This is a genomic window from Xanthomonas massiliensis (genome assembly GCF_900018785.1).
GTDB classification, from domain to species: domain Bacteria; phylum Pseudomonadota; class Gammaproteobacteria; order Xanthomonadales; family Xanthomonadaceae; genus Xanthomonas_B; species Xanthomonas_B massiliensis.
The window spans coordinates 223,816-243,811 of sequence record NZ_FCOY01000002.1 but is presented as its reverse complement, the minus strand read 5'-3'; the positions used below and the strand labels follow the sequence as shown (position 1 = coordinate 243,811).

The following is a 19,996-nucleotide window of genomic DNA, read 5'->3' as shown; positions in this document are numbered from 1 at the left end:
TTCCCCCATGAACATCGCAACCTTCGCCGGAATTCCCGCCCGCCTGCGCGGCGCGGCGCTGTCCACCCTGCTCGCCCTGGCGGCCGTGCTGCTGCTCGGGCAGGCGCCACGCGCCCTGGCCCAGGCCCAGGTCGCCCCGCTGCCGAGCGAGACGGTCCAGACCGAGCCGCTGGCCGATGCCACGCCGGCCGACAAGCCCCAGGCCGACGCCGAGCCGGTGGCCGCGGCCTACGACCACGGCGACGTGGCCTGGATGCTCACCTCCACGCTGCTGGTGCTGCTGATGACGGTACCGGGCGTGTCGCTGTTCTACGGCGGCCTGGTGCGCGCCAAGAACGTGCTGTCCATCCTCAGCCAGGTGCTGGTGGTGTTCTCGCTGGTGCTGGTGCTGTGGGTGTTCTACGGCTACAGCGCGGTGTTCAGCGCCGGCAACGCCTTCTTCGGCTCGTTCACCAGCAAGGCGTTCCTGAAGGGGATCTCGCCGGAGACCATCAGCAGCGGCCTGCCCGAACTGCTGTTCGTGGCCTTCCAGTCCACCTTCGCCGGCATCACCACCGCGCTGATCGTCGGCGGCTTCGCCGAGCGCATGAAGTTCAAGGCGGTGGTGCTGTTCTCGGCGCTGTGGTTCACCTTCAGCTACGTGCCGATGGCGCACATCGTCTGGGGCGAGGGCGGCTTCCTGAAGAACCGGGGTGCGCTGGACTTCGCCGGCGGCACGGTGGTGCACATCAACGCCGGCGTGGCCGCGCTGGTCGGCGCCTACATGGTCGGCAAGCGCATCGGCTTCGGCCAGGGCGTGCTCAAGCCGCACAACGTGCCGTTCACCTATGTCGGCGCGATGCTGCTGTGGGTGGGCTGGTTCGGCTTCAACGCCGGCTCGGCGGCCGCCGCCAACAGCACCGCGGCGCTGGCGTTCATCAACACCATCCTGGCCACCGCCGCGGCGGTGGTGGGCTGGGTGCTGGTCGAGGCGCTGACCAAGGGCAAGCCCTCCGCGCTGGGCGCGGCCTCGGGCGCGGTGGCCGGCCTGGTCGGCATCACCCCGGCCTGCGGCACGGTCGGCCCGATGGGCGCGCTGGTCATCGGCGTGCTGGCCGGCATGATCTGCGTATGGGGCGTGACCGGGCTCAAGCGCCTGCTGCGCGTGGACGACGTGGCCGACGTGTTCGGCGTGCACGGCGTGGGCGGCATCGTCGGCGCGATCCTCACCGGCGTGTTCAGCGCGCCGGCGCTGGGCGGCACCGGCTTCGCCGAGGGCGTGGACTCGATGGGCGCGCAGGTGCTGATCCAGGTCGAGAGCGTGCTGTTCACCGTGGTCTGGTGCGCGGTGGTGACCTTCGTCGCGCTCAAGATCACCGGCTGGACGGTCGGGCTGCGCGTGGGCAAGGACGCCGAGCGCGAGGGCCTGGACATCACCTCGCATGGCGAATCGGCCTACGACGTCTGAACCGGGCAGCGCCCGCCGTCGGCATGGCGGCGGGCGCTGCCGCCCGCGCCCGGGCCATGGCCCGGGACGCGCGGCAACGAGGGGCGAGGCCGTGACGAGGATGGTGGTTAGCACCAGGGTGGTGCAATGACGGTGCGCCGCGAGCCCGTCCCTGGCGTCGATGCGCTGGGTACCCCGGTGGCCTGGGCCGGCGCCGACGGGCGCGTGCTCGGGGTCAACCCGGCCTTCGCGCGCTGGCTCGGCACCGGGGAGCGGCGCCTGCAGGGACAGCCGCTGGCCTCGCTGGAAATGCGCAGCGACGCCCTAGTGCGGTTCCTGGAGAACCGCGAGCGCGACGTGCTGCGCCTGCACCGGCTGGCGTTCGGGCTGCCCGGCGAGGCGCCGCGCTTCGCCGACGGCTGGCTGTCGCGGCTGGACGACGGCGGCTGGCTGCTGGAAGCCCAGCCGGTGGACGAGTTCCCCGCGCTGGACCCGGAGCAGGCCCTGCCGACCGCGCTGTCGGCGGCGTTGCGCGGGCTGGCCCACGAGCTGCGCAATCCGCTGGCCGGGCTCAAGGGCGCGGCCCAGCTGCTGGCGCGCCGCATCGCCGGCCGCGACGAGGACGAGCGCGAACTGGTCGAGCTGATCGGCGCGGAGATCGAGCGCCTCAACGGCCTGCTCGACCAGCTGCTCTCGCAGGGGCCGGTGCGCGCGCATGCGCCGCTGAACATCCACGAGGTGCTCGAGCGCGTGCTGCGCCTGGCCGAGGCGGAGGGCGCCGGCCGGGTACGCATGCGCCGCGACTACGATCCCAGCATCCCCGAGTTCCCCGGCGACTTCGACCGCCTCACCCAGGCGGTATGGAACCTGGTCCGCAACGCGATGCAGGCCGGCGCGGCCAGCGTGACCCTGCGCACCCGCGTCGAGCATGGCCTGCGCATCCGCGACCGCGTGCACACGATGGCCCTGCGCCTGGAGGTCATCGACGACGGCGCCGGGGTGCCCGAGTCGCTGGCCGGCCACCTGTTCCTGCCGCTGGTGTCCGGGCGCGCCGAAGGCAGCGGTCTGGGCCTGGCGCTGGCCCAGCAGGTCGCCCGCGAGCACCACGGCACGCTCGGCTTCCGCTCGCGCCCTGGCCACACCGTGTTCACCCTGCTGCTGCCGCAGCTGCCCGAGGCCGGCGACGGCCCCGTGGCGCAATCCGGAGTCTGACGATCATGGCCACCGCTTCCGTTGCTCATCACCCCTCGCAGCGCATCTGGGTGGTCGACGACGACCGCTCCGTGCGCTTCGTGCTGGCCACGGCGCTGCGCGAGGCCGGCTACCAGGTCGATGGCTTCGACAGCGCCGCCTCGGCGCTGCAGGCCATCCGCCTGCAGGCGCCGCCGGACCTGCTGTTCACCGACGTGCGCATGCCCGGCGACGACGGCCTGGTGCTGTTGGACCGGCTCAAGGCCGCCCATCCCAAGCTGCCGGTGATCGTAATGTCCGCCTACACCGACGTGGCCAGCACCGCCGGCGCATTCCGCGGCGGGGCGCACGAGTTCCTGTCCAAGCCCTTCGACCTGGACGACGCGGTGGCGCTGGCCGCGCGCGCGCTGCCGGAACGGCGCCTGCCGCCGCGCCTGCCCCAGGCCGAGGCCGGGCGCACCGAGCTGATCGGTTCCACCCCGGAGATGCGCGCGCTGTTCCGCGCCATCGGCCGGTTGGCGCAGGCGCCGCTGGCGGTGCTGATCAGCGGCGAGACCGGGACCGGCAAGGAATTGGTGGCGCGCGCCCTGCACCGCGAATCGCCGCGCGCGCGTGCGCCGTTCGTGGCGCTCAACACCGCCGCGATCCCGGCCGAACTGCTGGAGAGCGAGCTGTTCGGCCACGAGGCCGGCGCCTTCACCGGCGCCAGCAAGCGCCACATCGGCCGCTTCGAGCAGGCCGACGGCGGCACCCTGTTCCTGGACGAGATCGGCGACATGCCGCTGCCGCTGCAGACGCGGCTGCTGCGCGTGCTGGCCGAGGGCGAGTTCTTCCGTGTCGGCGGGCGCGAGCTGATCCGCGTGGACGTGCGCGTGATCGCCGCCACCCATCAGGACCTGGAGGCCCTGGTCGAGCAGGGCCGCTTCCGGGCCGACCTGCTGCACCGGCTGGACGTGGTGCGCCTGCGCCTGCCGCCGCTGCGCGAGCGCAGCGCCGACGTGGCGCAGCTGGCCGGCAACTTCCTGGCCCTGGCCGCGGCCAAGCTGGGCACGCCGGTCAAGCGCCCGACCGCGGCGGCGCTGGAGGCGCTGCGCCGCCACGACTGGCCGGGCAACGTGCGCGAACTGGAGAACGTGTGCTGGCGCCTGGCGGCCATGGCGGCCGGGGAGAACATCGACGCGCGCGACGTGGCCCAGGCCCTGGCGCGCGGCGGACGCCCGCGGCGCAGCGCCGTGGGCGAATGGGACGAGCTGCTGGCGACGTGGGCGCGGCGGCGCCTGGAGGAGGGCGCCGAAGGCGTGCATGCCGAGGCGCGCGCGCGCCTGGACAAGGCATTGCTGGAGGTGGCGCTGGAGCTGACCGGCGGGCGTCGCTCGGAGGCTGCGCAGCGCCTGGGCGTGGGCCGCAACACCGTCACCCGCAAGCTCGGGCCCGGGCGCCGGCGACGCTGACCGGATGCGGGCCGCGCCTCTTTCATGGCGCCTCAACGGCGCCCACGGTAACGTCGCGCCATGATGCCTTCCGCGCTCCGTCTCCTGCCCGTGCCGGCGCTGCTGGTGCTGGCCGCCTGCAGCACCACGCCGCGGGCCCCGGCCCCGCCGCCGGCCCCGCCCGTGCCGCCGGCAGCGGCCGTGGCGCGTGCCGAGGTGGCGCTGGCGCCGGCCTCGGCCAGCCTGGTCAGCGGCCGCCTGGTGCTGGTCCCGGAGGCTGGCGGCGTGCACCTCCCCGGCACCGTCGGCGGCCTGCCGCCACTGGGCCGTTTCGGCTTCCACGTGCACGAGCACGGCGACTGCAGCGCCATGGACGCGGCCAGCGCCGGCGGCCACTTCAACCCGGCCAACGCGGCCCACGGGCGGCGCGGGCAGGGCACGTTCCATGCCGGCGACATGGACAACCTGGCCAGCGATGCCGACGGCGTGGCCCAGGTCGATCTTCATCTCGCCGGCCTGTCGCTGGGCGGCGATCCCGGCCACGACCTGATCGGCCGCGCCATCGTCGTGCATGCCGCCCCCGACGACTACCGCAGCCAGCCGGCGGGCAATGCCGGCGCCCGCGTGGCCTGCGGCGTGATCCGGCCCCTGGCGGCCGACACCGCCCGCTGACGCACGTTCCGGGCGGACCTTCGCCCACCCACCCGAGGAGCACACCATGCGACTGATCCATACCACCTTGTTCGTTGCCGCCGTGCTGGCCCTGTCGGCCTGCAAGCAGGAAGGCACGTCCGGTGCGGCCGACACCACCACCGCCGCGCCCACCCCCGAGAATGCCGGCCCGCCCGAGACCCCGGCCACACCGTCCGAGCCAGCCGAGGGCAAGGTCGTGGCCGTGGCCACGCTCGCCCCGACCCAGGGCAACGACGTCGCCGGCCAGGTCGAGTTCTTCCAGCTGCCGGACGGCCAGCTGCACGTCACCGGCAAGATCACCGGGCTGGCGCCCAATTCCCAGCACGGCTTCCACATCCACGAGAAGGGCGACTGCAGCGCGCCGGACGGCGCCAGCGCCGGCGGCCACTTCAATCCCGCCAGCACCGAGCACGGCAACGTGATGAGCGACCCGCACCATGGCGGGGACATGCCCAACATCGTCGCCGACGCGCAGGGCAATGCCACCGTCAGCGGGCCGGTGTCCAGCAACGTCGATGCCGGCAAGGGCGACGACTTCGACATCATCGGTCGCGGCCTGATCGTCCATGCCGATGCGGACGACTACAAGACCCAGCCGACCGGCAATGCCGGCGCGCGCCTGGCCTGCGCGGTGATCAAGGCGCCCTGATCCCCGGCCGCGGCGGGACCGCGCGGCGCGATGCCGGCCGTCCCGTCCGGCCGGTGTTCGCGGTGCAGGCGGGAGATGCCGGGTGCCGGCGCGTCGGCCGCACGATCGGCAGGCCTTGCCCCGCATCCGCATGCGCAGGGCGGTGGCATCGCGGCGGGGTCGGGTACGTTTCGACGGCGTGGCGATGCCTGCCGTGCGCTTCGTCCGCGGCGGGGACGAAGCGATGCCGGCCCGTCCGGCCGCGTCACGGGTGGACGGGCGCCCATGTCCGATAGGGACGGTCCGTCAGCGGCCAGGAGCCATGTCCCCGCACCAGGCGACGGGGTTGGCAGGACTCACAAGGAGGCCGGTCACGGCTCGCCGCCGGTCACGCCTTCTCGCCGGTGATGCCGCTCCATCGGCGCCGATGCGCTGCCGGCGCGGCCCCGTCGCCGGGCCGACTCAGCCGGCCTGCAGGGCCTCGCGCCCGTCCTGCCCGGCCTCCACGTGCACGAACAGCACCGGCAGGCCATGGGCCTCGAGCACCGCGGCCATCTGCCGCTGACGCATCAGGTACTGCTCGTAGGTCTTCTCCAGCCGCTCGCACTGGCTGCGCTCGTGGCCGTAGTGCGCGCACCAGCCGGCCGGGTCGAACAGCGCCATGCGCACCTCGCCGCCGGCCTGGCGCAGCAGCGGCTCGGGCGCGGCATCGAGCCATTCCTCGGCCTGCGGGGCCAGCAGCGCCGCCTCGATCAGCGGCCACAGCGGCGCCAGGCCCTGGTTGTCGTACTGCATGGACATCATCGCCGCCAGGTCGTGCACGGTGAGGTAGCGCGCATGCTCGATCTGGGCGCCGAACGCCTGCTGCGCCAGCAGCGCGGTATCCGGCTGGGCCATGCCCTGGGCCAGCAGCATGTCCTCCAGCGCGTCGGCGACCGGCTCGGCCAGCGCCGCCGCGCCCTGCAGCACGAACGGGACCACCCGCAGGCTGCCGCCGGCAAGTTCCAGGTCCGCCTGCAGCGGCATCGGCACCTCGCCCTTGGCATCGCTGCCGAAGGCCAGCACGCGCGGGCCCTGGTCGCGGCCGGGGGCGCGGTCGTGCAGTTCGCTCAGGCGCCGGTGCAGCGACCAGCCCGGGCGCAGGGCCTCGGCCGGGTCGAAGTGGGCCGCGCCCACGCTCAGGTCCAGCGCGCTGGCCTGCGGCACCAGCTGGGCCAGGTCGCGGCCGATCCGGGTGGCCAGTTCCCCGGCCTGGTCCGCGGTCAGGGCCGGGCGCGCCGGCACGCTGCCGCCGGCCAGTTCCAGCGCGAGCACGCCGCGCACGATTGCCGTGGTATCCGCCGTCATGGTTCTCGATTGGCCCGTGTCGGGCTCGCCGCTACACTTGCCGTCATTATGCCTGCCCGTTGCGTGCAGGTTCCGTCCCCGGCCAGCCCTTGCGAGAAGCCTCCATGTCCAATCCCCGTCCCGTCGCCATCCTCGGTGGCGTCCGCATCCCCTTCTGCCGCCAGAACACCGCCTACGCGGACGTCGGCAACCTCGGGATGTCGGTGCGCACGCTGGGCGCGCTGGTGGAGAAGTTCGGCCTGCAGGGGCAGGTGCTGGGCGAGGTGGCGATGGGCGCGGTGATCAAGCATCCCAGCGACTGGAACCTGGCGCGCGAGGCGACGCTGTCCTCCGGCCTGTCCCCGCTCACCCCGGGGATCACCCTGCAGCGCGCCTGCGGCACCAGCCTGGATTCGGTGATCACCATCGGCAACAAGATCGCGCTGGGCCAGATCGAGGCGGGCATCGGCGGCGGTTCGGACACCACCTCCGACGTGCCGATCGTCTACGGCAAGGCCCTGCGCGCGCGCCTGCTGGCCGCCAACCGCGCCCGGACCACCGGCGACAAGCTGCGCGCGCTGGCCAAGGGCTTCCGCTTCTCCGAGCTCAAGCCCGAGTTCCCGGGCGTGGCCGAGCCGCGCACCGGCAAGAGCATGGGCCAGCACTGCGAGGACATGGCCAAGGAATGGGCCATCGCCCGCCAGGCCCAGGACGCGCTGGCGGCAGCCTCGCACCACAAGCTGGCCGCCGCCTACGAGCGCGGGTTCTTCAAGGACCTGGTGGTGCCGTTCCGCGGCGTGGAGCGCGACAACATCCTGCGCCCGGACACTTCGGTGGAGAAGCTGGCCACGCTCAAGCCGGCCTTCGACCGCAGCTCCGGCCGCGGCACCCTGACCGCCGGCAATTCCACCCCGCTCACCGACGGCGCCGCGGCGGTGCTGCTGGCCAGCGAGGAATGGGCCAGCGCGCACGGCCACGTCCCGCTGGCCTACCTGAAGGACGCGCAGGTGGCGGCGGTGGACTTCGTCCACGGCGAGGGCCTGCTGATGGCCCCGACCGTGGCGGTGCCGCAGATGCTCGCCCGCCATGGCCTGAGCCTGCAGGATTTCGATATCTACGAGATCCACGAGGCCTTCGCCGCGCAGGTGCTGTGCACGCTGCGCGCGTGGGAGAGCGAGGACTACTGCCGCAACCGCCTGGGCCTGCCCGGCGCGCTCGGCAGCATCGACCCGGCGAAGATCAATCCGCTCGGGTCCTCGCTGGCCACCGGCCACCCGTTCGCCGCCACCGGCGCGCGGATCATCGCCACGGTCGCCAAGGAGCTGGCCGAACGCGGCGGCGGTCGCGCGCTGGTGTCGATCTGCACCGCCGGCGGCATGGGCGTGGTGGCGATCGTCGAGCGCTGAGGCGCCGATGACCCGCGGCCGGCCCCGGTTCCTGCCGCGCACCCGCGCCGGGCGCGTACGGCCGGCATCGCGCGGGGCGGTGGCCCGGTGACCGGGCCCACGCGGGGCATGGCGGCGATCGCCGGCCGCGCGGCGTGGCCGGGCCGTGCCACGCCGCGCGGCAGCGTCGGGCGGACCGGCGCGGGGATGCGGCGCCGTGACATGTCCGCCCGGGCTGGCCGCCGCACGCGCGATCGTTCCCCGCCGGCCGCCGTGCCCTGTCCCGCGTCCAGCCCCGGCGCGACAATACCGGCCCGTGTTGCAAGGAACCGGCGCTTGGCTTGCGCCGGCCGGGCCGATCCGTGACCACTCCCGCTGCTCCCGCGTCGCCGGCCGGCGTGCCGCTGCGCCGCATCCTCGGCGTCGTGCTGTTCAATTTCGTGGGCTATTTCTGCGTGGGCCTGCCGCTGGCGGCGATCCCCGGCCACGTGCACCACGACCTGGGCTACGGCACGGTGCTGGCCGGGCTGGCGGTGAGCCTGCAGTCGCTGGCCACGTTGCTCACCCGTACCCCGGCCGGGCGCCTGTGCGACGGGCGCGGGCCGAAGACCTCGGTGCTGGCCGGCCTGGGCGCCTGCGCCGTGGCCGGGGTGCTGCTGCTGGCCAGTGCCTGGCTGGCGGCCGTTCCCGCCGCGTCGCTGGCGATCCTGCTGCTCAGCCGCCTGGCGCTCGGGGCCGGGGAGAGCCTGGTCACCACCGGCACGATCACCTGGGGCATCGGCGAGGCCGGCATCGCCCAGTCCGGCCGGGTGATCTCCTGGAACGGGGTGACCACCTACGGCGCGCTGGGACTGGCGGCGCCGTGCGGGGTGTGGCTGGCCCGGCAGTGGGGATTCGCCGCGCTGGGCACGGTCACGCTGCTGGTGGCGCTGGCGGCCCTGTGGCTGTGCCGGCATCGGCCCGGGGTGGTGCCGATCCGCGGCCCGCGCGTGCCGGCGCGGCAGGTGCTGGCCAAGGTCCTGCCGTTCGGCCTGTGCCTGGGGCTGGGTTCGCTCGGATTCGGCGCGATCACCGCGTTCGTGGCGCTGTACTACGGCAGTCGCGGCTGGCCGCATGCGGCGCTGGCGATCTCGCTGCTGGGCGCCACGTTCGTGGCCACCCGCCTGGTCCTGCCCAATGCCATCGCCCGCTTCGGCGGCTACGCGGTGGCGCTGGGTTCGTTCGTGGTGGAGGCGACGGGCCTGCTGCTGCTGTGGTGGGCGCCGCTGCCGGCCTGGGCGGCGCTGGGGGCGGCGGTGACCGGGGCGGGATTCGCGCTGGTGTTCCCGTCGCTGGGCAGCGAGGCGATCCGCGCGATCGCCGCCAGCAGCCGCGGCACCGCGCTGGGCATCTTCTCGCTGTTCCTGGACGTGGCGCTGGCGGTGGTCGGGCCGCTGGCCGGCTGGCTGGCCCTGCGCGGCGGCTACGGCACGATCTACCTGGTCGCCGCACTGGCCTCGGCACTGGCCTCGCTGGTCACCTTCGGCCTGTGGCGGCGGTTGCGGCCGCCGCGCTGACGCCCGCTCAGGAACGCAGGCGCGGGATGCCGTGCGCGTCGCGCTCCTCGGCCACTGCCTGGTCGCGGATCTTCTCGTGCAGCTCGCGCGTCTGCGGCAGCGGCTGCACCGGCTCGCCGCGGTTCACGCGCAGGGCGTTGGCGTAGCAGGCCCGGGCACCGGCATCGTCGCCGGCGGCGGCCAGGCCATGGCCGAGCTCTTCCCAGGCCTGCGCACCGGCCCCCTGGGCGATGGCCCGGTGCAGGAACTCCTCGGCCTGCGGCCACTGGCCCTGGTGGCCGGCCAGCCGCGCCAGGGTCAGCAGCAGGCCGGGGCTGTCGGGATGGGCCTGCAGCCAGCGCTGGGCGCTGGCGCGGCGCGAGTCGTACTTCTCCAGCGGCAGCTGGCCGTAGAGGATCGCCAGGGATTCGTCCCAGCGCGTGTCCAGCGCCTGCTCGATGCTGCGCAGCGCGGCATCGTCCCAGTGCAGGGCGGCGGCGCGGCTGGCGTAGGTCGCGGCGACCTGCGGGTCCAGGCGCAGCGACTTGGGCAGCACTTCCCAGCGTTCGGCCAGGGCGTTGCCGTCGGCGGCCTCCTGCAGCGAGCGCGTGGCCAGGTCGTGTTCCAGTGCGGCGATGTCGTCGGCTTCCAGGACCTGGGCCTTGCGCAGCGCGCCGAGCTGGCCGTAGCCCTCGGCCGAGCGCCCGGCCTGGGCCAGGGCGCGGGTGCGCAGCAGCACGCCGCGCGGGGGCAGCGGCTGGGCCGCGGCCACGTCCAGGGCGGCGATGGCCTGCAGCGGCTGGCCGGCGGCGAGCAGGCGCTCGCCCTGCAGCAGGGCGTGGGCCACCGGGTCGCGCTGCTCCAGGCGGGCCAGCGTCTGCCGCGCCGCCTCGGCATCGCCGCGGGCCTCCTGCGCCTGCGCGGCACCGGCCAGGGCGATGGTGCCCACCTCGCTGTCGTCGGCCGCGGCCAGCAGCAGCTTCTCGGCGCGCGCCCATTGCCCGTTCTCCTGGGCCTGCAGGCCTTCGACCAGGCGCGCGCGCGCCTGCTTGCGGCGATGCCGGCCCCACAGCCGGAACGGCGCCAGCGCCAGGCGCCACAGCAGCCACAGCAGCAGCAGCGCGATGACCAGCACCAGCGCCGCCTGCGGCAGCTGGGTGATGTAGTCGTTGCCGCCCATGCGCACGACGACCTCGCCCAGGTCGTAGCGCTGCTGCACCGACAGCCAGTGCGCGCCGAACACGCCGGCGGCGATGCAGGCCAGCAGGATCAACAGGATGCGGACGGCTTTCATGGCGTGCTCCTTGCATCGCGCAGGGCGCGAAGCTGCTGCAGGGTGGTGCCCAGTTCGGGGATGTCCGGATGCAGCGGCGCCCGGGCCAGTGCCTGCAACTCGTCGAGGGCGTGGCTGCGCGCCGGCGATGCCGGCCACAGGCGTTGCACCCAGGCCGAGGCGCGGGCCAGCGCCTGGCTCCAGCCGGCAGCGTCGCCACGTTCCAGCGCGGCGCGCGCCAGCGAGAGCTCGATCTGCAGGCTGTCGGCGGCGGCGATCCGGTCGGCGCGTGCCACCGGCGTGTCGACGGTGGCCGGGCGCACGGTGACCAGGGGCGCGAGCAGGCGCTGCCACCAGGGCGCCAGCGCCGCGCCGTGGTCGTCGGCCACGTGGCGGGGCAGTACCGCCAGCGCGGCGGCGGTGGCGTCCAGGCGCGTGGCCAGCGCCGCGCGGGTGTCGGCGTCCGGGCGGGCGAGCGCCGCGCGCTCCTGGGCCAGGGTCTGGCGCAGGTCCAGGTAGTGCGGATCGTCGATCCCGGCCAGCGTCGTCGCGGCCAGCGCGTAGGCGCGCCGGGTGCCGTCCACGTCCCCGGCGATGGCCAGGCGCTGCTGGCCCAGGGTCAGCAGCAGCTCGACCTCGTCCAGGCGCAGCGCCTGGGCGCCGCCGCGGGAGGTGTCGGCCAGCTTGGCCACGGTGTCTTCCAGGGCGGCATTGCGCTGGCCCAGGCCCAGCACTTCGTCGCGCAGCACGCGGTTGGTGGCGGCCTGGTCCTGCAGGCCGCGGGCGAAGGCGCGCTGGTCGCCACGCAGGCGCTCGATCTGGCCCTGCAGGTCGCTGCGCTGGCGCGCTAGCAATGCCTCGCGCTGGTGCTCGCGCGATTGCCAGGCCTGCCAGCCGTACCAGCCGCCGAAGCCGGCCCCGGCCAGCACCAGCAGGACGACGACCCAGCCCAGGATCCGCCACGGGCGGCGGGGGACGGGAGCGGTGTACGACGCGTCGTCGATCATGGCGGCATTCCTTGGTTCCATCCATCCGCTGTGCGGATGCGCGCACAGGATGGCGTGGCCGCACGCGCCGCCGCAAGCGCTGCGCCGTGAAGAGTCAGCCGGCCAACGCGCGGGCGCGTGCGGCGCGCACCAGTTGCGCCGGCCGCGGACCGTCGGCGCGGTGCACGTCGCTGAATCCCAGGCCGCGGGCGAGCAGCACCAGGCGTTCGCTGGCGGCGACCACCGGCAGTGCCTTCCAACGCGCCAGCGCCTGTGCCGGCATCTGCGCGGTGATCCGCTGCAGCGCCTCGCCGCTGCTCACCGCCAGCACCGCCGGGCCGTGCAGCCGCGCCAGCCGCTCCAGCCGCGACGCGGCCAGCACCACCGGGACGCGCCGGTAGACGTCGCCGCGCACCACCGGCGTGCCGCGCGCGGCCAGGGCCTCGGCGAGCAGGCCGCGTCCGCCCGGGGCCGTGACCAGCCCGACCGCAGTCGCGTTCGCCAGCGCGGGCAGCGCCAGCAGGCCGGTGCTGTCCATGCGCGCCGGGTACGCCACCTCGGCCACGCCGTGGCGGTGCAGGGCCCGGGCCGTCCCCGCGCCGACCGCCAGCGCCCGGTCGCCCAGTGCCGGCGCCAACGGCAACAGCCGGGCCGCGGCGACCACCGCCGCCGGGCTGGTGAACACCACCGCCGGCAGGGCCAGGACCTGGGCCAGCCGGGCGCGGGTGGCGGCATCGTCGCTGGTCGCCAGCCGCCACGGCGACAGCGCCAGCACCCGTGCGCCGGCGCGTGCGGCGGCGCGGCGCAAGGCATCGTGGCCGCCACAGGGACGCAGCGAAACCAGGGTCCAGGCGGGGGCGAGGGTTGCAGGCGCGGCCATGCAGGGCATTATGCGAGGCCCGCCGCTGCCCGAACCGCCGATGACGCTCCGCTTGCCCACTTCCGACGACCTGGCCACGCTCCAGGCCGGGTTCGCCCTGATGCCGCCGGTGGTGGCCATGCAGGTGCGGGTGGAGGACTACCGCGACGACGAACTGGTGCTGACCGCGCCGCTGGCGGCCAACCTCAACGACAAGGGCAATGCCTTCGGCGGCAGCCTGACCTCGGTGATGACGCTGGCGGCCTGGGCGTGGCTGACCCTGCGCCTGCGCCTGGCCGGCCACGAGGCGGACGTCTACGTGGCCGACAGCCAGGTGCGCTACAGGACCCCGGTCTACGGCGAGCTGCGCGCGTTGGCGCGGGCGCACGAACCCGGGGACTGGCGCGGCTTCCTCGACACCTTCCGCCAGCGCGGCAAGGCGCGCATCGCCCTGCAGGCGCGACTGGTGCCCCCGGGCGCGGGCGAAGCGGCCACGCTGACCGGGCGCTACGTGGCCTTCGACCGGCTGCGGATGGCGGAACGTGCCCGGCTCGCCGGCGGAGCGGCGGCATGAAGCGCCTCGCCCACCGCGCGCTGCTGGCGCTGGTCCTGGCCGCGCTGGCATTGCCGGCGCTGGCTGGCGGCTACAGCCGCAGCCAGCTGCGCAAGCTGGAAACCACGCAGCAGGACTACGCCACCGCCCTGCGCTGGGAGGGCTTCGAGCAGGCGCTGAACTTCGTGGACCCGGCCTATCGCCGCGACCATCCGGTCGATGCGCTGCACCTGGAGCGCTACCGCCAGTTGCAGGTATCCGGCTACCACGAACTGGGCTCGGGGACCGACGAAGCGGGCAACCCGGTGCGCGAGGCCGAGATCGGCATCATCAACCGCAACACCCAGGCCGAGCGCACCGTGCGCGTGCGCGAGACCTGGCGCTGGGACCCGCAGGCCAAGCGCTGGTGGCAGGTCTCGGGCCTGCCCGACCTCTGGGACGGCCGCTAGCCGCCAGACCGGCGGGCCCCGCCCGCCGGCAGCGCCGGTACCGGCCACGCATCCGTGCGGATGTCCGTGAGGGTGAGCGAAGGGTCGTTCCCGTTGGAGGGCGGATGCCGCCCGTCTCGTTCTTCGGGGCATCCCTGCCAGGCGTCCCGCGTCGCCCTTGGCAGGATGCCCCGAGGTGCGAATGGCGCCGTCACGGCAAATGGTTCAGAAAAGTGAACGGGCGCAGGGCGCTGTCGCCGGAAGTGATGCCCGGGGTGCCCCGGGTGCTTGCCAAGCATGTCGCTGGCGTCCGGCGCAGCGGCGAGGCGAACCGCGGCCCCGGCTCCCGGACCGCGGCCGGTGCCGGCGCCCGCGCCCGCCGGGCGGCCCGGTGGGCCGGCGCACGTCCCGGTCGCCGGCCTGTGCGACAATCGCCTGCTTCCCGTTCCGCTGCCGACCGTCCGTGACCTTCCAAGAACTGCAGGCCTTCGCCGTCCGCAATCCGATGCTCTCGCTGGCCCTGGCCGGCCTGACCGTGGCCATCGTCGCCACCGAGATCGCCCGCCTGTTCCGCGGCTACAAGACGCTCAAGCCGGCCGAACTGGTGCGCCTGATCAACCGCGAGGATGCGGTGGTGATCGACCTGTCGGCCGCGGCCGACTTCCAGAAGGGCCACATCGCCGGCAGCCGCAACGTCGCGGCCGGCCAGTTCGACCCGGCCGCCAAGCAGCTGGCCGGCAAGCAGGCCCAGCCGGTGGTGCTGGTATGCCGCAGCGGCGTGGCCTCCGCCGGTGCCGCACGGCGCCTGAAGAAGGCCGGGTTCACCCAGGTCTATGCCCTGGACGGCGGCATCGCCGCCTGGCAGCAGGCCGACCTGCCGCTGGTCAAGGGCCGCTGAGGCCGCGCCGGCCGCCGCGTGCAGGCCGTGTGATAATCCCGCCTTTCACCGTTCCACCCCTTTCACCGGAGTAACGAGATGTCCGAAGAAACCACCAACGGCGCCGCCGCGCCGGCCGAGAACGCCGCCCCGGCCCCTGCCTTCACCATCGAGAAGATCTACGTCAAGGACGTCTCCTTCGAATCGCCCAACGCGCCGGCCGTGTTCAACGAGGCCGTGCAGCCGGAGCTGCAGCTGAACCTGAACCAGAAGGTGCAGCGCCTGAACGAGAACGCCTTCGAGGTCGTGCTGGCCGTGACCCTGACCTGCAAGGTCGGCGAGAAGATCGCCTACGTGGCCGAAGTGCAGCAGGCGGGCGTGTTCGGCCTGGTCGGCCTGGAGCCGCAGGCCATCGACGTGCTGCTCGGCACCCAGTGCCCGTCGATCCTGTTCCCGTACGTGCGCACCCTGGTCAGCGAGCTGATCCAGGCCGGCGGTTTCCCGCCGTTCTACCTGCAGCCGATCAACTTCGAAGCGCTGTACGCCGAGACCCTGCGCCAGCGCGCCGCCCAGCAGGGCGAGCAGTCGCTGGCCGATTCCGAGCCGGCCGGCAACGCCTGAGCCGGGCCGGTGCGATGAGCGGCAACGGACCGAAGAAGATCGCGGTCCTGGGCGCAGGGTCCTGGGGCACCGCCCTGGCGACCCTGCTGGCCCGCAACGGTCACCCGACCGTGCTGTGGGGGCGCGACGCCGACGTGGTGCGGGCCATCGACCACGACCACGAGAATCCGCGCTACCTGCCGGGCCTGCCGCTGCCGCCGTCGCTGCATGCCACCGACGTGCTGGCCGCGGCCCTCGACGGGGCCGACTGGATCCTGGTGGCGGTGCCTTCCCACGCCTTCACCGAGACGGTGCGGGCGCTGGCGCCGCTGCGTCCGGCACGGGCGGGCGTGGCCTGGGCGACCAAGGGCTTCGAGCCCGGCTCGGGACGCTTCCTGCACGAGGTCGCGCGCGACGTCCTGGGCGGCGCGGTGCCGCTGGCGGTGGTCACCGGCCCGTCCTTCGCCCGCGAGGTGACCCTGGGCCTGCCCACCGCGGTGACCGTGCACGGCGAGGTGCCGGCCTTCACCCAGCAGGTCGCCGATGCGCTGCATGGCGCCACGTTCCGCGCCTACACCGGCGACGACATGATCGGCGCCGAGCTGGGCGGGGCGATGAAGAACGTGCTGGCGGTGGCTACCGGCGTGGCCGACGGCATGGCGCTGGGGCTCAATGCCCGGGCCGGCCTGATCACCCGCGGCCTGAACGAGATGCTGCGCCTGGCCGCGGCGATCGGCGCGCGCCCGGAGACGCTGATGGGCCTGGCCGGCCTGGGCGACCTGGTGCTGACCTGTACCGGCGACCTGTCGCGCAACCGCCGCCTGGGCCTGGCCCTGGGGCGCGGGCAGTCGCTGCCGGAGGCCGTGCGCGAGATCGGCCAGGTGGTCGAGTCGGTGCAGACCGCCGACGAGGTCATGCGCCAGGCCGATGCCCTGGGGATCGACCTGCCGATCTCCCATGCCGTGCATGCGGTCCTGCACGGGGAGATCACCCCCGAGGACGGCCTGCGCCAACTGCTGGCGCGCGAGCGCAAGCCGGAATACCCGCAGGCGCTGTTCCGCTGACCTGGCCGGCGATGCCGCGTGCGCGGGACCGGGCACGGGGCCCCAATGGGACAAGGCAAGACAAAAAAAGCCCGGCCAGATGGCCGGGCTTTCGCGTCGCCGGCGGGAGAGAACGCCGGCGAATCCTTGCGGATGCGGTTTACCAGCTGAAGCGCGGGCCGACGAACCACTCCTTGTCGCCACCGCGGACCATCTTCATCTCGCCGCTCAGGCCCCAGTTCTGGTTGAGCTTGGCCTGCGCGCCGATGCGGCCGTACCACTCGCCGTCCGGGTTGATGCCGTGCTTCTTGGTGTAGTCCTCGTAGCCGGCCAGGGCATAGACCTCGAAGTGGTCGCCGAAGGCGTTGCGGATGCCCGCCTCGCCGCTGTAGCCGTTGAAGTCCAGGTTGCCCTTGGACGGGTCGAAACGCTGGTAGGCCACGCGGGCGATGAAATCGGTGCTGTTGGCGATGGCCTGGTTGTAGCCCACGCCCGCACGCCACTGGTTGACGTGGAAGTCGCTGGTGCCGTCCGGCTTCTGGCGGTTGAAGTCGCCGAAGACATGGAAGTTCGGCGCCACCGCGTAGGAGCCCTTCAGCGCCCAGCCGTCGGCGTCGCCGCCATCGGCCTCGGTCTTGATGTAGCCGGCCTCCGCGTAGTTGTAGGACAGCCCGTCCGCGGCCGAGGCGGCGAAGGGCAGGGCGGCCATCAGGCCGAGGGCAAGCAGGGAAGTCTTCATGACAGCATTACCTTGTGGATGTTTCGTCCGGGACGCGGGGTGCGTCCGCGGTTGTGAAGTATCCGTTAGGCGCCTCAATTTCCCCTGAATACAGAACTGACCGGTATATGAATTAGGGGATGGGTTCAGGTGGCACGTCCGGGTCCGTTCATGTCCCGGGCATGGGACGGGTGGACAACCGGTTGACCGTGCAGGTCACGGGCCGGTTTCGCCGTGATGCCCTTCGGCCAAGGGCGAAGGGCCGGCGGTGCATGCGTCCGGAAGCGTGTCTGACCGGCCGCCGGCCGCCGGCCGCAGCCGGCCCTGCCGCCTGGGCACGCCATGGCTCCAGTGGCGGCACGCGAATAGGGACAGGGACGCACCTCGCGTGGCGGCGGCGCACGGTAAGGAGTGCAAAGCCGCGCGTGCTGGATGCACGAGGAGGAACAAGACAAACGCGACCGCACGGCGAGGACCCCGAGCGATCCACATGCTTCCGTCGGCGCTACTGCCCGCCCTGGAAACCGAGCTGGCGCCAGGCCTCGTAGATCACCACGGCCACGCTGTTGGACAGGTTGAGGCTGCGGTTGTCCGGGCGCATCGGCAGGCGCAGGCGCTGGCCGGCCGGCACGGTTTCCAGCACGTCCTCCGGCAGGCCGCGCGTCTCCGGGCCGAACAGGAAGGCGTCGCCATCGGCGAAAGCGGGGCTGTCGTAGCGCAGGGAGCCGCGCGTGCTCAGGGCGAACAGGCGCCGCGGCGCGATCCGCGCCAGTGCCGTCGCCAGGTCGGGATGGACCTGCACCTGTGCGTATTCGTGGTAGTCCAGCCCGGCGCGGCGGAGCTGGCGGTCGTCCATGTCGAAACCGAGCGGCTCGATCAGGTGCAGCCGTGCGCCCGTGTTGGCGCACAGCCGGATCACGTTGCCGGTGTTGGGCGGGATTTCCGGCTGGAACAGCAGGACATCGAGACGGGGGGAGGGAGCCATGGCCCGATTTTACGCTGCCCCACCGGTCGGGCCGGCCTCAACGGACTTCGGCCAGTTCGACCAGGGCCGAGGAGAGGGCTTTCAGGTCCACCGCCGGACGCAGCGCGGGCAACGTCTCGCGCACCGCCGTCGCCAGCACGCCGGCGGTTTCGGCCAGCACCGTGCGGCCGCTGTCGCGCACCGACTCGCGCTCGGCCACCTGTTCTTCCGACGGGCGCACCTGGACTGTGGCCAGGGTGACGATGCGCGGCTCGCTGGCCGGTGCACGTTCGGCTTGCTGTTCGGCCGAGGGACGGACTTCCACCGTGGCCAGGGTCGGGATCGGGCTGGCCAGCTCGTACGCGCGCTGGGCGATTTGTTCGGTCGAGGGGCGGACCTGGACCGTGTCCAGGGTGGGGATGGATTGCGCCTGGGCCACGCCCGCGGCGGCCAGGGCGATGGCGGCGATCAGCGGCTTGATGTTCATGGCAGGTCCTTTGGTGCCATTGGCAAGTGGTGTGGTAGTAAACTAAAACACCAAATCATCTAGGTCAATCGAAATCTGTGCTTCGCCGATTTCATTCATGGATCAGTCAGGATCAAATCGGCTTCGATGTCTGGCACAGTGGATTAAGCACATAGCGTGCCAACTATATCCAATTGAAATAAAAGGATATTTTGATGAGTCGGGCTGTCCGGCCGGCTGTCCGCGCGGTGGCGGACGGACACTTGGAGGAGGCGGACGGCCTGCCGGCTGCCCGAAGCTGCCACCGAACATTGCCCCGCCGTGTGTCTGGCCCGCGCCGTTGCACCGAGGTGCCGCAAAGCCGCTCGCTGCCGTACGGTCCGCAGCCTTCGGCGAGCGATCGGCAGCCGCGCTGCGATCACGGGCATTCGCTGGGACGGGTGGCATGTCCGATGGCGGCTGCGGGCCATGCCGAACACGGGTCGCGGTCGACGATCGGGTGCAGGACGGTTCGGCGCGGCATCGCCGATGGCCGGGCCAGGAGGCAGGCGGCATGCTCTCGACATGCCCGTGTCTGTGCCGCGGGTTAGGATGCCGCGGCTTGATCCCGATCAATGCCGGCAGGCCCGGGCGATGGTGTCATGCCGTCAACGGCCGTTGCCGGTCCCTTGCGAGGAACACTCCATGTACAAGCGCATCCTGATTGCGGTAGACGGTTCCGAACTGGCCAACAAGGGCCTGCAGCAGGGCCTGGCCCTGGCCAAGGCCCTCGGCTCCAAGGTCGACATCCTGACGGTGTCCGAGCCGTGGGCCATGGGCATGTACGACGCGATGGGCTGGAGCGTGGGCTACCAGGCCACGCCCGAATACAAGAAGGAACGCGAGGAGGCCGCCCAGGCCGTGCTCAAGCCGGCGCTGGACCAGGCCAAGGCGGCCGGCGTGGAGGCCGACACCGTGCATGTGCTGGACCGCTACGCGGCCGACGGCATCATCGAGACGGTCACCGAGCGCGGCAACGACCTGATCGTGATGGCGTCGCACGGGCGCCGCGGCATGAGCCGCGTGCTGCTGGGCAGCCAGACGTCCGAGGTGCTGACCCGCAGCACCGTGCCGGTGCTGGTGATCCGCTGAGCGTGTGTGGGGCTCCGGCCGGGGGGCCGGGGTGAAGAAGGGAAGAGGGCCGCATGCGTGCGGCCCTCTTCTTTTCCGGTCTCTTCGGTTCCTCCCCGCCCACGCCCGGCAGCCGGGCGCGGGTGGCCGGGGACTCACCAGCTGTAGAGCTTCCAGTACACCGGCGAGACGCCGTCGCGGTTGCTGTCCATGTGGCCGTCGCCGTTGCGGTCATAGATGTAGTACGGCGCACCGCGCGACGGCGTGACCTTGACCATGCGCAGCTGGCCGCCCACGCGGTATTCCTGCACCACATCGCCGTTGTCCATGGTCTTGGTGGCCACGTCCGCGCCGGACACGTCCACCGGCGGTGCGCCTGCGTCGCCGACGCTGGCGCACCCGGCCAGCAACAGCAACGGAGCCAGGATCAGGGCTTTCATCGGGCGTTCCCTCGGTTTCGGATGAGTCCGGATTATGCGCGGTCGGGCTCGTCTCCGGGAGGCCA

Annotated in this window: 21 protein-coding genes; 13 read left to right on the top strand and 8 right to left on the bottom strand. The window is 73.1% G+C overall.

The annotated features are described in order from the left end of the window. Positions 1-7: 7 nt before the first annotated feature. The 5 genes from amt (at position 8) to BN3794_RS01035 (ending at position 5,389) form a co-directional block, all read left to right on the top strand. Complete coding sequence (gene amt, locus BN3794_RS01055) at positions 8-1,447, top strand: ammonium transporter (protein ID WP_066092022.1); 1,440 nt, start codon at positions 8-10, stop codon at positions 1,445-1,447. Positions 1,448-1,573: 126 nt separating this feature from the next. Continuing rightward, a complete protein-coding gene (locus tag BN3794_RS01050) occupies positions 1,574-2,638 on the top strand; it encodes a two-component system sensor histidine kinase NtrB (RefSeq protein WP_066092019.1) in 1,065 nt (354 codons plus the stop codon). Between the two features lie 2 nt (positions 2,639-2,640). Next, on the top strand, positions 2,641-4,068 hold the full coding sequence (gene ntrC / locus BN3794_RS01045; RefSeq protein WP_187128026.1) for a nitrogen regulation protein NR(I): 1,428 nt from the start codon (positions 2,641-2,643) through the stop codon (positions 4,066-4,068). A 63-nt stretch (positions 4,069-4,131) separates the two neighbouring features. Further along, positions 4,132-4,719 carry a superoxide dismutase family protein gene (locus BN3794_RS01040; RefSeq protein WP_066092154.1) on the top strand — a complete coding sequence of 196 codons (588 nt, stop codon included), beginning with the start codon at positions 4,132-4,134 and terminating at the stop codon, positions 4,717-4,719. A 46-nt stretch (positions 4,720-4,765) separates the two neighbouring features. Further along, positions 4,766-5,389 carry a superoxide dismutase family protein gene (locus tag BN3794_RS01035; RefSeq protein WP_066092013.1) on the top strand — a complete coding sequence of 208 codons (624 nt, stop codon included), beginning with the start codon at positions 4,766-4,768 and terminating at the stop codon, positions 5,387-5,389. Between the two features lie 441 nt (positions 5,390-5,830). On the opposite strand, the gene BN3794_RS01030 is transcribed toward BN3794_RS01035, so the two are convergent. After that, the gene (locus tag BN3794_RS01030) at positions 5,831-6,715 is read right to left on the bottom strand and encodes a hypothetical protein (RefSeq protein WP_066092010.1); all 885 of its coding nucleotides are present in this window, start codon (positions 6,713-6,715) and stop codon (positions 5,831-5,833) included. A 104-nt stretch (positions 6,716-6,819) separates the two neighbouring features. Here BN3794_RS01030 and BN3794_RS01025 point away from each other — a divergent pair, with 104 nt between their 5' ends. Then, positions 6,820-8,100 (top strand): acetyl-CoA C-acetyltransferase, encoded by a 1,281-nt coding sequence (locus tag BN3794_RS01025; protein WP_066092007.1) that lies wholly within the window; start codon positions 6,820-6,822, stop codon positions 8,098-8,100. 341 nt (positions 8,101-8,441) lie between these two features. Beyond that, a complete protein-coding gene (locus BN3794_RS01020) occupies positions 8,442-9,635 on the top strand; it encodes an MFS transporter (protein WP_066092004.1) in 1,194 nt (397 codons plus the stop codon). A gap of 7 nt (positions 9,636-9,642) precedes the next feature. On the opposite strand, the gene BN3794_RS01015 is transcribed toward BN3794_RS01020, so the two are convergent. The 3 genes from BN3794_RS01015 to BN3794_RS01005 form a co-directional block, all read right to left on the bottom strand. Next, complete coding sequence (locus BN3794_RS01015; protein WP_066092001.1) at positions 9,643-10,908, bottom strand: heme biosynthesis HemY N-terminal domain-containing protein; 1,266 nt, start codon at positions 10,906-10,908, stop codon at positions 9,643-9,645. Then, the gene (locus BN3794_RS01010; RefSeq protein ID WP_066091997.1) at positions 10,905-11,894 is read right to left on the bottom strand and encodes a uroporphyrinogen-III C-methyltransferase; all 990 of its coding nucleotides are present in this window, start codon (positions 11,892-11,894) and stop codon (positions 10,905-10,907) included. The genes BN3794_RS01015 and BN3794_RS01010 overlap by 4 nt, the downstream gene beginning before the upstream one ends. 94 nt (positions 11,895-11,988) lie before the next feature. After that, entirely contained in the window at positions 11,989-12,753 is a 765-nt protein-coding gene (locus BN3794_RS01005; RefSeq protein WP_066091993.1) for a uroporphyrinogen-III synthase, read from the bottom strand. Positions 12,754-12,793: 40 nt separating this feature from the next. On the opposite strand from BN3794_RS01005, the gene BN3794_RS01000 reads away from it, so the two are divergent. The 5 genes from BN3794_RS01000 to BN3794_RS00980 all read left to right on the top strand — a co-directional run bounded on the left by BN3794_RS01000 (position 12,794) and on the right by BN3794_RS00980 (position 16,254). Further along, the gene (locus BN3794_RS01000; RefSeq protein WP_066092149.1) at positions 12,794-13,306 is read left to right on the top strand and encodes a YiiD C-terminal domain-containing protein; all 513 of its coding nucleotides are present in this window, start codon (positions 12,794-12,796) and stop codon (positions 13,304-13,306) included. Next, positions 13,303-13,734: a hypothetical protein gene (locus BN3794_RS00995; protein ID WP_066091990.1), complete on the top strand. Its 432-nt coding sequence runs from the start codon at positions 13,303-13,305 to the stop codon at positions 13,732-13,734. The genes BN3794_RS01000 and BN3794_RS00995 overlap by 4 nt, the downstream gene beginning before the upstream one ends. A gap of 442 nt (positions 13,735-14,176) precedes the next feature. Next, entirely contained in the window at positions 14,177-14,611 is a 435-nt protein-coding gene (locus tag BN3794_RS00990; protein WP_066091987.1) for a rhodanese-like domain-containing protein, read from the top strand. 78 nt (positions 14,612-14,689) lie between these two features. Continuing rightward, positions 14,690-15,211, top strand: a complete 522-nt coding sequence (gene secB / locus BN3794_RS00985) for a protein-export chaperone SecB (protein ID WP_066091984.1) — start codon at positions 14,690-14,692, stop codon at positions 15,209-15,211. 14 nt (positions 15,212-15,225) lie between these two features. Beyond that, the gene (locus tag BN3794_RS00980) at positions 15,226-16,254 is read left to right on the top strand and encodes an NAD(P)H-dependent glycerol-3-phosphate dehydrogenase (RefSeq protein ID WP_066091980.1); all 1,029 of its coding nucleotides are present in this window, start codon (positions 15,226-15,228) and stop codon (positions 16,252-16,254) included. A gap of 139 nt (positions 16,255-16,393) precedes the next feature. Here BN3794_RS00980 and BN3794_RS00975 read toward each other — a convergent pair whose 3' ends face one another. The 3 genes from BN3794_RS00975 to BN3794_RS00965 all read right to left on the bottom strand — a co-directional run bounded on the left by BN3794_RS00975 (position 16,394) and on the right by BN3794_RS00965 (position 18,402). Then, positions 16,394-16,972, bottom strand: coding sequence for an OmpO family porin (locus BN3794_RS00975; protein WP_066091975.1), 579 nt, complete (start codon positions 16,970-16,972; stop codon positions 16,394-16,396). A 484-nt stretch (positions 16,973-17,456) separates the two neighbouring features. After that, complete coding sequence (locus BN3794_RS00970) at positions 17,457-17,936, bottom strand: tRNA (cytidine(34)-2'-O)-methyltransferase (protein ID WP_066091973.1); 480 nt, start codon at positions 17,934-17,936, stop codon at positions 17,457-17,459. 37 nt (positions 17,937-17,973) lie between these two features. Further along, on the bottom strand, positions 17,974-18,402 hold the full coding sequence (locus tag BN3794_RS00965) for a hypothetical protein (RefSeq protein ID WP_066091970.1): 429 nt from the start codon (positions 18,400-18,402) through the stop codon (positions 17,974-17,976). Between the two features lie 663 nt (positions 18,403-19,065). Between BN3794_RS00965 and BN3794_RS00960 the strand changes: the two genes are divergently transcribed. Next, positions 19,066-19,512, top strand: a complete 447-nt coding sequence (locus tag BN3794_RS00960; RefSeq protein WP_066091967.1) for a universal stress protein — start codon at positions 19,066-19,068, stop codon at positions 19,510-19,512. Positions 19,513-19,646: 134 nt separating this feature from the next. On the opposite strand, the gene BN3794_RS00955 is transcribed toward BN3794_RS00960, so the two are convergent. Next, positions 19,647-19,931, bottom strand: coding sequence for a DUF2782 domain-containing protein (locus BN3794_RS00955; protein ID WP_066091964.1), 285 nt, complete (start codon positions 19,929-19,931; stop codon positions 19,647-19,649). Positions 19,932-19,996: the final 65 nt, after the last annotated feature.